Consider the following 15,118-nt stretch of genomic DNA (forward strand, 5'->3'; position numbering starts at 1 on the left):
GGGCCATGCCCACCGATCCAGCCCGTGGAAACGTCATCGAGCTCGCGCCCCGCCGCGACGCCCGTGCGTCCGCAGGCGGACCGGACCGCAACCGGGAGCCCCGCACGCTCATCATCCGGGCGACCCTGTGGTGCGCGGACCGGGAGATCCACAGACAGGTGGGCCTGAACGACGCGATGTCCCTGACGGAACTCCACCGTGTCCTGAGCATCTGCTTCGGGTTCCACGGTCACGGCGCCGGTGCCCCCTGGTCCTTCACCTCCGGGACCCAGACCTTCCGGACCGACGGATGTGTCCACGACGTTCTCTCCCGACCGGGCGACATCGCCATCTACACCTGGGGACTGTGGCGCATGTTCGTCGAGGTCATCGAGTCCTATCCCCGTGACCGGGGAACACCGCGCGCGCTATGCATCGGCGGTTCCGGGAGTCTGCGGCCCGGCGGGACGGGGCCCGTCGACTTCGAGCCGGCGGACATCAACGCCGAACTCACCGGCAAAGAGACCATCGCCTCCACCCTCGCCCTGGTCGACGAGGATGTCGCGGACCTGATCAACCGTTCCCGCATCTTCGACTTCATCCCGCTGCTCCAGGCACTGGACCTCGCCCGCCCGGTGCAGCTCACCGGACAGGCGCGCACCGTTCTGGACGGGCTTCCCCGGGAACGGGAGCCCGAGGCCCGCGACGCGTTCCTGGTCACGGTGCTCGCCCTGTCCTCCCTCGTCGACGCCGGGTTGGCGGACAACGTCATCGAGGCAACCATGGCCGAGATCGGCTGGGTGGACGATGACGACGGTGCCCTCACCGCCGACCGGACCCGTGATCTGTGCGCCGGGTCCCTGCACGCGCTCGCCGGGGTGGGCGGGTTCGGTGCGGATGCCCTACCGCCCGTGGAACGGCTGGACCTGTACCGTTATCTGCTGCGCGCTGACCCGCCGCGGTCGAGCGGGTAGCATCACCTGGCGTGGCCGACTACGACGACAACACCGCACCCGACGCCCGCGACCCGCGGCAACCCGACCCGTCCACCGCGTCAGCTGCCGGGGACCCGGACGACGGACTCTTCGTCTCCACCGAGGAGATGGAGGCGCAGGTCGCCGCCGGCGCGGACGAGTACACCGGTCCACTGCCCCCCGCCGAGACCGGTGACGGCCGTGACGTGAAGACACAGGGCGTCAGGTTCATCATCTCCGGAGGCATCTCCGCGGTGGTGGACATCGGACTGACGTGGCTGTTCCAGATGATCTTCGGCCTGAGCCCGTTCGCGTCCCGCAACATCGGCTTCATCTTCGGCACGATCACCGCCTACGCCATCAACCGGCGCTGGACGTTCCAGGCCGCGCCCTCCCGGGCCCGGTTCATCGCGGTGGCGGTGCTCTACGCCCTGACCTGGATCCTGAACACCCAGCTGTACAAGTACCTGTTCGGGTTCCTCGTGGAGCGCGACATCCCCGACCTGTTCTCCCTGGTGGTCGCTTTCGTCATCGCGCAGGGCATCGCGACGGTGGTGAACTTCGTCGTCCAGCGCACCGTGATCTTCAAGGTCCGCTGACCGGGGCCGTCGTCCCGGATCTCAGGGGCGCTCGAAGCGTTCCCGGCGCCCCATGCGGTGCAGGCGCAGCCAGTCCCGGAATCCGGCAGGATCGCGCTGCTTGACCAGGAAGAACCAGCCGAAGCGGGCGTACTCCTGGGGGAGCAGGTGGCGCATGCCCGGCTGGTTCATCAGGTAGCCGCGGTTGCGGTAGGTGAAGAACCGCTTGCCCTCGTTGTCCGGGTACTGGGTGTGCATCCGCCCGCCGAGGATCGGCTTGAACTCGTCCGAGCCGTCCGGGTGCAGGTAGGCGCAACTCAGGCAGGTGCCGAACTTCAGCCCGGAGCGGGCCAGCCTGCGGTGGTACTCGACCTCGTCGCCGCGGATGAACAACCGGAGGTCCGGCACACCGATGCGTTCCATCGACGCCGCGGAGATCAGCGCGCCGTTGAACAGGGAGGCGATACCGGGCAGGAGATCATCGTCCGGGTTCGCCGGGTCGATGAGTTCACCGCGCCTGCGCCGCCACTCCAGTCCCCGCCGCAGCGGGAATGCGAGGAGGTCCGGTTCGTCGAGGTTGCACACAACCGGTGAGACCTCGTCCAGGCCGTGCCGCTGCGCGCACTCCTGCAGTGTGGCGAGGACCTCCGGGCCCTCGGGGCGACCGTCGTCGTCGGCGCACCACACGGCGTCCGCGCCGAGGGCGAGGGCGGTGAGGAACCCGTAGGCGAAACCACCCGCGCCGCCGAGATTCGTGCGGGACGGCAGATAGACGCCCCGGTCGCCGGCGATCTCCGCAACCGCGTCCGACACGGCCCGCTCGCAGCCGTTGTCCACCACGATGATCCACTCCACGGGTGCCGACTGGGCGGCGACAACCTCAAGGGATGCGCGCAGGAGGTCGGCGCGACGGTGGGTGACGATGACCGCTGCGACGCGGTCCGAGGTGGTGAGAGCCATGCGGCCATTGTCGCACAGGGGCACGTCCGGACAACGCCGTCACGCGCCGACCGGCGGTGAAAAATCCGGGTCGGCGCGTGAGATCGGGGGCCTGTGCGGGGCCGGGACGCGGCGGGTCAGTCCTTCGGCACGAACCAGCTGGTGATCGTCGTCGGATGCGTGATGGCGGTACCGACACACGCGGCGAACGCGCCGCGCGCGAATACTCCGGCGACATCCTCGGGCCGGTGCAGGCGCCCCTCCACGAGGACGGGCCGGTCCACCGCGGCGAGCACCTCGTCGATGAAGTCGTGGTCGGGCCCCGGGGTCTTCTCCCGTGCGTGCTCGTAGCCCGGGGTGTAACCGGCCAGCGTGGTGCCGACGATGTCCGCACCCGCCTCCGCGGCGGCCACCGCATCGGGGACGGAGGCGCAGTCGGCCATCACCGCGACACCGGGGAACTCGGCGTGGATCGCGGCCACGGCGTCGGCGAAGGACTCGCCGTTGCCGCGTTCGCGGAGGGTGGCGTCGATGGCGACGACGTCCGCGCCCGCGAGTGCGCACGCCCGGGCGTGCGCCACGGAGGGGGTGATGTACACGCCGTCGTGGCCGTGCTTGATCAGCCCGATGACGGGAACCTCGACGGCCTGCCGTGCGGCGGCGATGTCGGCGACGCCCTGGACACGGACGGCGCGCGCACCTCCCTCGACGACGGCCTGGGCCATGGCGGCGGTGATCTCCGCGCGGCGCAGCGGCTCACCGGGATAGGCCTGGCAGGACACCACCAGTCCGCCGCGGAGACGGTCGAGGAGGGCGTCGATGCTCATGTCACTCATGGGTGGGGCTCCTTCTTCAGGGGTTTCAGACGTGCACGGGCGTGGTGCGCCGCCCCGACGAGGGCGGCGTCATCGCCCAGCTCGGCGGCGACCAGGGGGGTGCCCCGGAGCGGGGCCATCAGTGTTTCAGCGTAGGCCTCCTCGAGCGGCCGCCACCAGAGTTCGCCCATCCGGGTGACACCTCCGCCGACGACGACCAGTTCGGGATCGAGTGCGTTGACGAGGGAGGCTACCGTGTGGCCGGTGACTGAACCCGCGGACATGATCACGTCCGCGGCGAGGGCATCGGTTCGGGCGGCCGCCTGGAGCTGATGGCCGTTTCCGACCCCTTTTCCGCCGAGCTGCGCGTAGAAACGGGTCATGCCCGGCCCCGAGGCGAGATTCTCCAGGGTGTCCGTGTAGCCGGCACAGTTCTCCGGATCGGTGGTGGTGACCCTGATCTGCCCGACGTGGCCGGCAACGCCGTGCGCGCCGGGCACGAGCCCGCCGTTGACGATCACCGCCCCGCCGATGCCGGTGCCGACCGCGACCATCAGCATCGATTCGTGGCCACGCCCGGCACCGCCGGCGAGCTCGCCGAGGGCGTGGGCGTGGACGTCGTTGATGACGGAACAGGGGAGGCCGAGTGCTTCCTCGACCCCGGCGGCGAGTTCGGTGCCGGCCCACCCGCGGATGGCGTCCGTCGCGGAGGTGATGCGCCGCCCGTCCGGGCTGACGACCCCCGCGCTGCCGATGCCCACCAGCGTCGGTGCCGGGTCGCGCGCGGAGTCGATGACGCGGCGCGCGACCCGCAGCACCTGGCGGACGACGGAGGCACCGTCCTCCCGGCTCGGGGTCGCCGCGGTGGACAGTCCCGTGACGGTGTTGTCCGCGTCGACGAGGGCCACGTTGATCTTCGTTCCTCCGATGTCGACGGCGAGAACGCGGCCGGCGTCACTGTCACTGTTCACGGGGAACCGTCCTCTCGGTTGGTGCGGTGATGATCCGGTGGATCAGGAGGCGAAGGGGGCGATTTCGGCGGACTCCGGATCGATCGTCGGCTCCAGGCCGCACGACCTCAGCACCTCGGCGATGGCCGTGAGGTTCTCACCGGTCAGAGCGGCGACGGGTTCCGGCATGCGGTTCGTCGAGAACACACCGAGGAGCATCAGAGCGGTCTTGAAGGCGCCGACCCCGGCACCGAAGCCCACGGCCCCGGTGGTGACCAGGACGATGCGCATGAGTTCGGTGAGGTGGTCCTGTTCGGCGCGGACCGTGTTCCAGTCGCCGGCACGGTAGGCGTCCCACTGGCGGACGTAGGCGGCCGGATCGACGTTGCCGAGACCGGGCACGCAGCCGTCGGAACCGGACATGTACGCACCGTCGACGACGACCTCATGGCCGGTGAGCAGGGTGAGGGGGCGGCCGGCGGCGGCGTTGTCGCGGGCGAGGAAACGGAAGGACACGTCATCGCCGGAGGAGTCCTTGACACCCGCCAGAACCCCGTCCAGGCCCAGCTTGAGCAGCAGGGCACCGGGCAGTTTCACGTGCACGCAGACGGGGATGTCATAGGCGAACAGGGGTAGGTCGACGGCCTCGTGGATCTTCCGGAAGTGCCGTTCGATCTCGTTGACCCCGCCGAGCGCGTAGAACGGCGCGGTGGCGACGATGGCGTCGGCCCCGAGTTCGGCGGCGGTGCGGGCGTGCTCGATGACGCGGTTGGTCTCCGTGTCGATGCAGCCGACCAGGACGGGCACACGCCCGGCGACGGTCTCTACCGCTGCGGCGATGATCTCCCGGCGGCGCTCATCGGTGGAGAAGACGACCTCTCCCGATGAACCGAGGAAGAACAGGCCGTGCACCCCGGCGTCGATCATGCGGTTGACCACCCGGTCGAAACTGGCACGGTCGAAGTTTCCGGCGTCGTCGAGAGGGGTGACTACCGGCGGGATGACACCGGTGAAGGGGGATTCCACTGTGGGCTCCTAGTTGATTCTCAGATGGGTGATACGGGGTACTGGCCGTCAGTTCGCGAAGGCGGACTTCGCGGGGTGCAGCAGAGACGGTGCCGCACCGAGCAGGGTACGCGTGTACTCGTCCCGGGGATTCTCCAGGATCTGTTGCGCGGGCCCCTCCTCGACGACGGTGCCGCCGTTCATCACTGCGATCCGGTCGGAGACGTAGCGCACGGTCTGGATGTCGTGGGAGATGAACACCATGCCGAGGTTGAGATCGTCCTTCAGATCGGACAGCAGGTTGAGGATCTGGGCGCGGACCGAGACGTCGAGCGCCGAGGTCGGCTCGTCGGCGATGATCGCGTCCGGGTTCAGGGACAGGGCACGCGCGATGGCGACGCGCTGCCGCTGGCCGCCGGACAGCTGACCGGGCAGGGCCTGGAGCACGCTCTCCGGGAGGCCCACCAGGTGGATGAGTTCACGGATCCGCTCCTCGCGGTAGCTCTTGTTGTTGATCTTGTGCACCACCATCGGGTCGAGCAACTGCTCGGCGACGATCATGCGTGCGTTCAGGGCGGTCGCCGGGTCCTGGAAGACGACGGAGACCACGCGGCCGATCTGCTTGCGGTCCTTCGCGGAACGCTTGGTCACCTTCCGGCCCTGGAAGTACACCTCGCCCTCGGTGGGGTCCTGCAGGCCGCACATCACGCGGGCGGTCGTGGACTTACCGCAGCCCGACTCGCCGACCAGGCCGAGGGTCTCACCGGCGTTCAGCTTCATGGTGACGCCGCGGACGGCGTGCACCAGGTGGGGTTTGAAGATCCCGCCCGACCGGGACCGGAACGTCACGGACACGTCCCGCAGCTCGATGATGGGCGTCGTACCGTCGTCGTTGGCCGCCGCGCGTCCGGTGGAGTCCACCTGGCGCGCGCGCACCACCTCGTCCGGGTGTTCCGGCGCGGACTCGACGGTGTCCTGCTGGAAGGAGTCGAGGGCGGATTCTGTCTCGGTGCGGGCGACCTCGTTGGTGTCCCGCTCGTTGTCGTTGGACATCGGATTGCTCACTTTCCGCTCTCGGCGAGTTCGGGTTGCACGGCGTAGAAGTGGTGCTCGCTAGCGGCACGGGTGAGCACCGGGCGGGTGTCGAGTCCGACGGTCGGGTGCGAGGATCGGGGCGCGAAGCGGTCACCACGGGGGAAGTCCCGTGGGCTGGGGACGACGCCGGGCACCTGGTGCAGGCGGCCGGATCCGGCCTCGATGGACAGCACCGAGCCGAGGAGGCCACGGGTGTACTCGTGCCGGGGATCGGTCATCAGCTCGACGGTGGGCGCCTGCTCGACGACCTGGCCGGCGTACATGACGGTGATGGAGTGCGCGACCTCCGCGACGAGCGCTAGGTCGTGCGAGACGAAGATCATCGCGAAGCCGAGCTTGTCCTGCAGATCGTTGAGCAGCTCGATGACCTGCTTCTGCACCGTCACGTCGAGCGCGGTGGTCGGCTCGTCGGCGATGATCAGTTTCGGGTCACGGGTCAGGGCCATGGCGATGAGGACACGCTGGCGCTGACCGCCGGACAGCTCGTGCGGGTAGGACTCCAGGGTGCGCTTCGGATCGAGGCCCACCAGCTCGAGGAGTTCCTCCGCGCTGCGGGTTCCGCCACGCTTGGTCAGCTGCTTCAGCTGGGCCTTGATGAGCATGGACGGGTTCAGGGAGGAGAGTGCGTCCTGGTAGATCATCGCGATCTCGTGGCCGCGGAGCGCCGCGTGCTGCTTCGTCGACAGCTTCAGCAGGTCGGTGCCGTCGTAGATGATCTCGCCGTTGATCGTCGCCCTGCTGTCGAGCAGACCCATGATGGTCAGTGCCGTGATCGACTTGCCGCAGCCGGACTCACCGACCAGTGCCATCGTCTGCCCGGGGCGGACCTCGAAGCTCACGTGGTCGACGACGTCGACGTCACCGTGCCGCGGGAACCGGAGGCAGAGATCCCTGACCTCGAGCAGCGGGGGTACGGAGTAGTCGGGGACGAAGCGGTCCGTGCGGCGGCACTCCACCTCCCGCAGCTCGGCGAGCCGCTTGTTCAGGTCCTCCTCCTGGACCTTGTAGGCGGCGACCGGGTCGGACGCCAGGCGGTCGGCCTCCCGCTTGCCGGCGGTGTCCTGCGGGTTGATCTTGGTCGCGCCGGGTGCGGCGACGAGCGCGTCGGTGATTCCCTCGGCGAGGACGTTCAGGGCGAGCACCGTGATCATGATGGCGAGACCGGGGAACATCGCGGCCCACCAGAATCCGGTGAGCACACCCTGACGGGCGGAGGCGATGATCGAACCCCAGGAGGGGTCGGGCTCCGGGACGCCCGCGTTGATGAACGACAGGGACGCCTCGAAGACGATCGCGTCGGCGACGAGCACCGTGGCGAACACGAGGATCGGCGCGACGCAGTTGCGGGCGACGTGCTTGATGAGGATCCAGGTGCGGGCCGCGCCGGAGACAACGACCGCGTTGACGTAGTCCTCGCCCCACTGGTCGAGCACGTTGGCGCGCACGACGCGGGTCAGCTGGGGGATGTAGAGGAAGCCGATTGAGAAGATCAGGATCGGGATCGAGTTGCCGAACACCGCGATGAACACCGCCGCGAGGGCGATCCCGGGGAAGGACATGATGATGTCGAGCACGCGCATCAGGGTCTCGGAGACCCAGCGCGAGCTGACCGCCGCGATCGAACCGAGGACCGCGGCACACGCCAGCGCGAACAGGGTGGCGCAGATGCCGATGGTCAGGGAGATCCGGGCGCCGTAGACCATGCGCGAGTAGACGTCACGGCCGAGGTAGTCGGTGCCGAACCAGTACTCGGAGTCCGGTGCTGTGTTCGGCCTGGTGATCAGGAGTGGATCGTGGGTGGCGAACACCGGAGCGAACACGGCGATGATGATGATCGCGGCGAGGAGGATGACGCTGATGCGCGACGGCACCGACATCGCCCGCCAGCGGCCGAACCGTAGTCCGGGCCTGGAAAGCTTGGTGGTGAGTTCTCTGCGCATGTCACACCGTCCTGATACGCGGGTTGATGAGGATGTAGAGCATGTCGACGACGATGTTGACGACGACGAACGCGAGCGCCACCGTCAGCGTCACGCCCTGGACGAGATCGGCGTAGTTCGACTGGATGCCCTCGAGGATCGCCTGCCCCATGCCGGGGAGGGCGAAGATGACCTCGATGATCACGGCACCACCCATGAGGTAGCCGATGCGGAGACCGAGGACGGTCACCGGCGTTATCAGCGCATTGCGCAGGACGTTGCGGGCCACGACGATGTGCTTGGGGATGCCGGCGCCGAGCGCGGTGCGCACGTAGTCCTTGTCGAGTTCCTCCACCATTGAGGTACGCACGACGCGGATCAGGGAGCCTGCGACCGGGATACCCAGTGCGAAGGCCGGCATGAGCATCCGCATCATGTAGGCCCTGGGATCGGACTCGAACGCGATCAGCGGGCCCGAGGCCGGGAGGATGTCGTTGTTGATGGTGAACGCCTGGATCAGCAGAACCGCGAGCCAGAAGGACGGCGTCGCGACGAAGATGATCGAGAACACGCGGATGACCTGGTCGATCCAGGAGTCGCGGTAGAGGGCGGCGAGAACGCCGAAGATGAGGGCCATGACCACGGCGATGATCAGCCCGTAGAAGGTCAGGGAGATGGTGACGGGGAAGGCCTCCGCGATACGTCCGGAGACGGGGAGTCGCTGTGAGGTGTAGCTTCCGAGGTCGCCGTGGAGGAGACCGCCGAGGAAGGCGAGGTAGCGGACGAAGAGCGGATCATTCAGGCCGTATTCCTCGTGGTAAGCCTCGATCTGTGCGGCGGAAGCGCCCTCACCGAGGGCTCCGTACGCCGGGTCGACCGGGTTGAAGGACATCACGAAGAAGACGAGGAATGTGATGCCCAGAATCATGACGGGGAGTGCCAGGAGCCGGCGCCCGATGAGCCTGATCAGGTTGGACACTTGAGTACCTCAGATAGTTGTCCCGGACGGCGCCCCGGTGTGCGGTGCCATCCGGCATCCATGTGGCCCCCGCGCCGTGCGGGGCAGGGGCCACATGGATGGTCCGGGAAGGGGATTACTTGACGTTGACGTCGAGGAAGGAGATGCCGGTCAGGGCGATCGGCTGGAAGCCCTCGACCTTGTCGTCGTTCCACGCCGAGGTGACGCTGCGGTGGAACAGCGGGTAGATCGGGACCTCTTCGGCGATGACGTCGTAGGACTGGTTCCACAGGTCCTGCTGCTCGTCGCCGGTCGCACGGACGGCCTTGTCCATGAGCTCGTGGAGCTTGTTGTAGCCCTCGGAGCCCTTCCAGCCGGAGCGCTTCTGGGTCCAGGCGTTGTCGCCGTACCACCAGTTCATCAGCAGGTCGGGGTCGTTGCCGAAGACCGAGGGGTCGCCGGGCGCGAGGACCACGTCGAACTGCGGGTCGTCGACGTCGGTGACGTTCGAGTACATCGCGCCGGACGCCTGCGTGTCGATGGTGTCGACGGTGATGCCTGCCGCACCGAGCTGCTGCTGGATCAGGGGCGCCATGTTGGCGATCCAGCCGTGGTCGGTGGTGTTGAGGGTGAAGTGCAGGTCCTCGACGCCGGCCTCCTTCAGCAGTTCCTTCGACTTCTCGGGATCGTAGGTGTAGACCTCGGACGCCTCGTGGTAGTTCGGGTGTGACTCCGGGAGGAAGGAGGTGGCCGCCTTTGCGGTGCCGTCGAGGGTGTTGTCGATCAGCTCCTGGGCGTTGATGCCGTAGAGCACCGCCTGGCGGACCTTCGCGTCGTTGAAGGGGGCCTTCTGGGTGTTGAACATGACGAAGGGGAGGTTGAAGCCCTGCTTGGACTCCATCTCGACCTTGCCCTCGAGCAGGCTTCTGCTCACCGAGGGGACGTTCTCCATGGCGACGACGGAGCCCTCGCTCATGGCGGTCACGCGGGCGGTGTCGTCGACCAGGATGTCCCAGCGCATCTCATCGGCGCCGGCGGGGCGGTCGCCGTTGTAGTTCTCGTTCTTCGCGAACTTGACGTGCTTGGACTTGACGGCCTCGGTCATCTTGTAGGGGCCGGTGCCGATCGGGGCGGACTTCAGCTCGTCGTCGGTCTGTCCCGCGGGGACGACCTTGACCAGGGAGATGCGCTCGTTGACCAGGGAGAAGGGGTACTTCGTCTTGATGGTCACGGCGTTGTCGCCGTTGGGTTCGACGGAATCGATGAAGCCGAGCATGGGGGCGTAGAAGCCGTCCATGGTGCGGTTGAACGCGGCGACGACGTCGGCCGGGGTTACCTCGGTGCCGTCGGAGAACATCGCGCCGTCACGCAGGGTGACCTCGTAGGTGGTGTCGTCCACCTTGGTGGGCAGTTCCGCGGCGAGCGCCGGGTAGACCTCGCGGGTGGCGGGATCGAGTTCGGTCAGTCCCTCCATCGTGTGCCAGTTCGCGGCGAGCGCGAGGGCGGAGGTGGTGGTGCCGGGATCGTAGTTGTCGGTGTCGTAACCGACGGCGGCGGTGATGATCTTCGCGCCGTCGCCGGAGCCGCCGTCGGCGGTGGTGTCACTGGTGGTGTTTCCGCCGCCACAGGCGGTCAGTCCGAGAGCGGCGACCGCGGTCAGTCCGGCCATTCGCGCGAAGGTGCGCTTTGAAGTGGATGCTCGCATTGAGGGCTCCTCATTGGGGTATGCGGGAAGTTGTCAGACATCTTACGACCTTGATGATACGGGGTGTGTGAACTCCACTCAATGAAAGCGGAAACGAAAAGTAACGAAACGCACACGGCGGATACCTGACATGTGCTTTTGATTCCAGTGAGCACCCCTAAAAGGGGTTGTTTACCGGATTGGGCGTGATAGTAGAGGCCTGTGAACCGCTAGGCACCATGGCCTATTTATCTCCTGAATCACATTTGGTGATCGATCTCGACGGCGCTCACAAGAGCACTTGCCGAGGGTGCCCTGTCGGACAACCGTGATAGCTTTAGCTGCATGAGCGAGATGCGTGCCGGAGATCCGGAAACAGGTGCGGTGGGAGAGCCGTCGATCGTGCAGGCGGTTTTGTCCCGGCCGCAATCCGCTCGCAACCGTAAGGATGCGACCAGCGAGGCGATCAAGCAGTTCATACTGGACAACAGACTGCGCCCGGGGGATCCGCTGCCCGGCGAGACCAGTCTCGCCGAAACCCTGGATGTCTCACGGTCCTCCGTCCGGGAGGCGCTGCGCCGGCTGGAGGCGCTCGACATCGTCGTCGTCCGCCGGGGCTCGGGATCCTTCGTCGGGGCGTTGTCGATGGCCCCGCTGGTGGAGGCGCTCGTATTCAGGACCACGCTGTCGGCCGGCGGGGATCTCGCCACTCTGCGGGAGGTCATCCAGGTGCGTCGCTTCCTCGACCTCGGAATGTCGGAGGCGCTCTGCGGTCGACTGCGCGGTACTAGCCAACCGGGTCTCACGGCCCTGGTGCACTCGATGGTCGACAGTGCGGAGAAGGGTGAGACATTCACGGACGCCGATCTGGCGTTCCACGACGGACTGCTCGCCCTCGCCGGCAACGAGGTCGTCCGGCAACTCGTCAGCTCGTTCTGGCAGATTCATCAGGCGGTCGTCCCCACCCTCGGACTGGCCGTGCACGAGGGGCTGGTACAGACCGCGCACGCCCACGGGGACATGCTTGAGGCAGCGATGGTGGGCGACGTCCGTGCCTATGAGCGGGCCGTCTGCGACCACTACCTCCCGCTGGAGACGATCCTCGACAACCGGTGAGCAGACACCCCCGGGTCGTCACCCGGAGACGGGGCCCCGGCCGTGGATGCCGGTGTTCTCCTCCTGCATGCGTCGGATCAGGTTGCGTACGTGATCCGCCGCGCCCTTGCCCTCGTAGGCCTCGACCACGTCGTCGACCTGTCCTGCCTGCCGGATCTGTCCGTGGTCGACCCACAGCGCCGTGTCGCAGAGCTGGGCGAGGAAGTCGTTGGAGTGTGAGGCGAACACGAGGATTCCGGACCGGGCGACGAGTTCCTCCAGGCGGGCACGCGCCTTCGCCATGAACGCGGCATCGACCGCGCCGATTCCCTCGTCGAGCAGCAGGATCTCCGGCTCGATGGACGTGACGACCCCGAGTGCCAGACGGATCCGCATGCCGGTGGAGTATGTGCGCAGCGGCATCGCCAGGTATTCGCCGAGTTCGGAGAAGTCCGCGATCTCCTCCATCTTGTCCTTCATCTGCTTCCGGGTCTGTCCGAGGAACAGTCCGCGGATGATGATGTTCTCGTATCCGGAGATCTCCGGGTCCATGCCCACGCCCAGGTCGAAGACCGGGGCGACGCGACCGCGGATGTGGGCGCTGCCCCGGGTCGGCTCGTAGATCCCGGACAGCAGGCGCAGCAGTGTCGACTTGCCGGCTCCGTTGTGCCCGACCAGTCCGACCCGGTCGCCCTCGCGGAGGTGCAGGTTGATGTCCTTCAGTGCCTCAACCACGACGACGTTGTCGGAGTTCCGGCCGATGGCACCGCCGGCGGCCCCCAGGAAGGCCTTCTTCATGGAACGGGATTTGGCGTCGAAGATCGGGAAGTCGACGCAGGCGTTGTAGGTGTCGATGGAAACCATGTGGTGTGTTCTCCTTACACCCAGTAGCTGACGCGGAATCGCCACTGCTTCATCGCCAGCAGAGCCAGGCACAGGCCGGCGACGGTGCAGCCGATGACGATCCACCAGTGGTAGACGGGCAGATCCGCGCCGATGAGCGGGGCACGGAGCACCTCCATGTAGTGGTACAGCGGGTTGAGCTGGGCGAGTTTCGCCCGCTCCGAGATCTCCCCGCCCTGATCCTTCAGGGTGGTGGTGGTCCAGACGATGGGCGTGATGTAGAACATTAGCTGCACCAGTGCCTCGAGGAGTGGGGAGACATCACGGTAGCGGGTGGCGATGATGCCGAAGAACATCGACACCCAGACCCCGTTGAGCACCAGCAGGAAGAGCGCGGGGATCGCGAGGAAGCCCTCCATTCCGAGCGGCCGGGGAAAGACCATCATCAGCACGAGCCAGATCACCATGTTGTGTGCGAGGAACAGCAACTGGCGCCACACCAGCCGGTACACGTGCACCGACAGGGCGCTCGGTAGCTGCTTGATCAACCCCTCGTTCTCGATGAATATGTCGGAGCCGTCCTTGATCGCGCCAGAGATGAAGTTCCACATGATGAGGCCGACGGTGACGTGCGGCAGGAACTCGGCGACCGGGATCCGGAAGAGCACGGAGTAAAGCAGGCCCAGGGCCACCGCCATGACGCCCGTGGCGATGGTGATCCACAGGGGGCCGAGTACGGAGCGGCGGTACCGCTGCTTGATGTCCTGCCAACCGAGCTGAAGCCACAGCTCATGCTGGAGAAATCCACGCACGAGATCGGACCATGCTGCCGCGAATGTGGTCGACCGGGAGCGGCTCTCGCCGGGGTCCTCGGCGCGGACCAGCCGCGCTATGTCCCCGGACAGGTCTTTGGTTGAATGGCTATCTGACACAATGAACACCCTAGCGGCCCAGGTGCGCTGCGCGCGGCAGGCGGGCATACTGGCGAGTGATCACCGGACGGAATGAGGAGGCGACATGGCGCTTGATGTGGCCCGCGTGCGCGGTCTCTATGTGTCGTTGAGTGACGGTTGGACATATCTCAACGCGCATGAGCTTCCCCAGATCCCGGAGCGGGTCGCCTCAGGTGTCGCCACTGCGTTCCGGACCTCCGCATCGGCCACGTCGGGTCAGGTGGCCACCGGTACCCACGGTCTCACCGCCCCCGGTGGCGGTCGGCGCGGTGACATCCACACCGATTCCGCACGACGCGCGATCGCCGATCTCGTCGGGGCCTCCGCTGACCGAGTGGTTCTCGGGCCCAACCGGGAGACGCTGCTGCGTACCGTGGCCGATTCCCTTCGCTCGCGGCTGCGCCGCGGTGGCTCGGTAATCCTGGGGCGGTGCGCCGACCCCTCGCTGAATGGTCCGTTCGCCGCACTCGATGCGCTCGACGGAGTAACCGTCCGGTGGGCCGAACCCGATCTCGGAACCGGGGAGTGGCCGGCCTGGCAGTACCGGGACCTCGTCGACGGCTCGACCCGGTTGGTCGTGGTCAACGCGGCGCACCGGCTCCTCGGGACCGTGGCTCCGGTCCGGGACATCGCGGAGACCGTGCACTCCAGGTCGCGCGCATGGGTGTTCGTCGACGCCTCGACCGTCGCCGCGTACCGCGGTATCGACATGGACGACTGTGGGGCGGACGTCGTTCTTCTGGACTGTGCGGCGTTCGGCGGTCCGCAGGTCTCCGCACTGGTGTTCCGGGACACGACGATGTTCCCGAGGCTCGACGGCGCCTGGGAGGGCGCGCCCGTCGACAGGGCGACGAAACTCGAACTCGGTCCTCTGCCGACAGGCCTGCTCGGGGGCGTCGCGCCCGCCGTGGACCACCTGGCCGGGCTGAAGGAGGACGCCCGTGGCAGCCGGCGGAACCGGCTCATCGAATCCGCCGGGGAGCTGGAGGACTACATGCACTTCCTCTCACTCCACCTGATCGACTCCCTCCAGTGGCTCGGCGGCCTCCACCTGATCGGAATCACCGGTGAGACCGCCGGGGACGTCTACCGCCAGGACCGTATCCCGAGGGTGAGCCTCGTCGTCCCTGGGGTGGACGCACAGACCGTTCACCAGCGACTTGTGGACAATCGACTGATCACCACGGTCAGCCCACGCGACCCCCTCCTGGAGCAGATGGGTGCCCGGGAGGCCGGGGGCTCGGTGACCGTTTCCCTCGGCCCGTTCAACACGACCGCCGACATCGACCAGCTGACCCGGGCCGTAGCCTCCTTCGGCTGACGACACGGGT

At 67.3% G+C, this 15,118-nt stretch carries 14 protein-coding genes; 4 read left to right on the forward strand and 10 right to left on the reverse strand.

The window, feature by feature from the left end:
* Window positions 1–5: 5 nt before the first annotated feature.
* On the forward strand, window positions 6–953 hold the full coding sequence (locus tag JDV75_RS08695; protein ID WP_198738865.1) for a hypothetical protein: 948 nt from the start codon (window positions 6–8) through the stop codon (window positions 951–953).
* Between the two features lie 128 nt (window positions 954–1,081).
* Entirely contained in the window at window positions 1,082–1,552 is a 471-nt protein-coding gene (locus tag JDV75_RS08700; RefSeq protein ID WP_198739097.1) for a GtrA family protein, read from the forward strand.
* 21 nt (window positions 1,553–1,573) lie between these two features.
* Here the strand turns inward: JDV75_RS08700 and glfT1 are convergent, their stop codons facing one another.
* The 8 genes from glfT1 to JDV75_RS08740 form a co-directional block, all read right to left on the reverse strand.
* Complete coding sequence (gene glfT1 / locus JDV75_RS08705; protein ID WP_198738866.1) at window positions 1,574–2,491, reverse strand: galactofuranosyltransferase GlfT1; 918 nt, start codon at window positions 2,489–2,491, stop codon at window positions 1,574–1,576.
* 116 nt (window positions 2,492–2,607) lie between these two features.
* Entirely contained in the window at window positions 2,608–3,297 is a 690-nt protein-coding gene (locus JDV75_RS08710; protein WP_198739098.1) for an N-acetylmannosamine-6-phosphate 2-epimerase, read from the reverse strand.
* Between the two features lie 5 nt (window positions 3,298–3,302).
* Window positions 3,303–4,256 carry an ROK family protein gene (locus tag JDV75_RS08715; RefSeq protein ID WP_198738867.1) on the reverse strand — a complete coding sequence of 318 codons (954 nt, stop codon included), beginning with the start codon at window positions 4,254–4,256 and terminating at the stop codon, window positions 3,303–3,305.
* A 42-nt stretch (window positions 4,257–4,298) separates the two neighbouring features.
* The gene (locus tag JDV75_RS08720) at window positions 4,299–5,261 is read right to left on the reverse strand and encodes a dihydrodipicolinate synthase family protein (RefSeq protein ID WP_198738868.1); all 963 of its coding nucleotides are present in this window, start codon (window positions 5,259–5,261) and stop codon (window positions 4,299–4,301) included.
* A 48-nt stretch (window positions 5,262–5,309) separates the two neighbouring features.
* Complete coding sequence (locus JDV75_RS08725; RefSeq protein ID WP_198738869.1) at window positions 5,310–6,293, reverse strand: ABC transporter ATP-binding protein; 984 nt, start codon at window positions 6,291–6,293, stop codon at window positions 5,310–5,312.
* A gap of 8 nt (window positions 6,294–6,301) precedes the next feature.
* Entirely contained in the window at window positions 6,302–8,275 is a 1,974-nt protein-coding gene (locus JDV75_RS08730; protein WP_198738870.1) for a dipeptide/oligopeptide/nickel ABC transporter permease/ATP-binding protein, read from the reverse strand.
* A 1-nt stretch (window position 8,276) separates the two neighbouring features.
* Window positions 8,277–9,233, reverse strand: a complete 957-nt coding sequence (locus JDV75_RS08735; RefSeq protein WP_198738871.1) for an ABC transporter permease — start codon at window positions 9,231–9,233, stop codon at window positions 8,277–8,279.
* Between the two features lie 115 nt (window positions 9,234–9,348).
* The gene (locus JDV75_RS08740; RefSeq protein ID WP_232958377.1) at window positions 9,349–10,917 is read right to left on the reverse strand and encodes an ABC transporter substrate-binding protein; all 1,569 of its coding nucleotides are present in this window, start codon (window positions 10,915–10,917) and stop codon (window positions 9,349–9,351) included.
* 324 nt (window positions 10,918–11,241) lie between these two features.
* On the opposite strand from JDV75_RS08740, the gene JDV75_RS08745 reads away from it, so the two are divergent.
* On the forward strand, window positions 11,242–12,012 hold the full coding sequence (locus tag JDV75_RS08745; RefSeq protein WP_198738872.1) for a FadR/GntR family transcriptional regulator: 771 nt from the start codon (window positions 11,242–11,244) through the stop codon (window positions 12,010–12,012).
* An 18-nt stretch (window positions 12,013–12,030) separates the two neighbouring features.
* Here JDV75_RS08745 and wzt read toward each other — a convergent pair whose 3' ends face one another.
* Together wzt and wzm are read right to left on the reverse strand one after the other, a co-directional pair.
* Window positions 12,031–12,855, reverse strand: a complete 825-nt coding sequence (gene wzt / locus JDV75_RS08750) for a galactan export ABC transporter ATP-binding subunit Wzt/RfbE (RefSeq protein WP_198738873.1) — start codon at window positions 12,853–12,855, stop codon at window positions 12,031–12,033.
* A gap of 14 nt (window positions 12,856–12,869) precedes the next feature.
* A complete protein-coding gene (gene wzm / locus JDV75_RS08755) occupies window positions 12,870–13,739 on the reverse strand; it encodes a galactan export ABC transporter permease subunit Wzm/RfbD (RefSeq protein WP_418884393.1) in 870 nt (289 codons plus the stop codon).
* Between the two features lie 112 nt (window positions 13,740–13,851).
* Between wzm and JDV75_RS08760 the strand changes: the two genes are divergently transcribed.
* Entirely contained in the window at window positions 13,852–15,108 is a 1,257-nt protein-coding gene (locus tag JDV75_RS08760; RefSeq protein ID WP_198738875.1) for an aminotransferase class V-fold PLP-dependent enzyme, read from the forward strand.
* Window positions 15,109–15,118 lie beyond the last annotated feature (10 nt).

It is taken from the genome of Corynebacterium meridianum (genome assembly GCF_016342265.1).
GTDB classification, from domain to species: domain Bacteria; phylum Actinomycetota; class Actinomycetes; order Mycobacteriales; family Mycobacteriaceae; genus Corynebacterium; species Corynebacterium meridianum.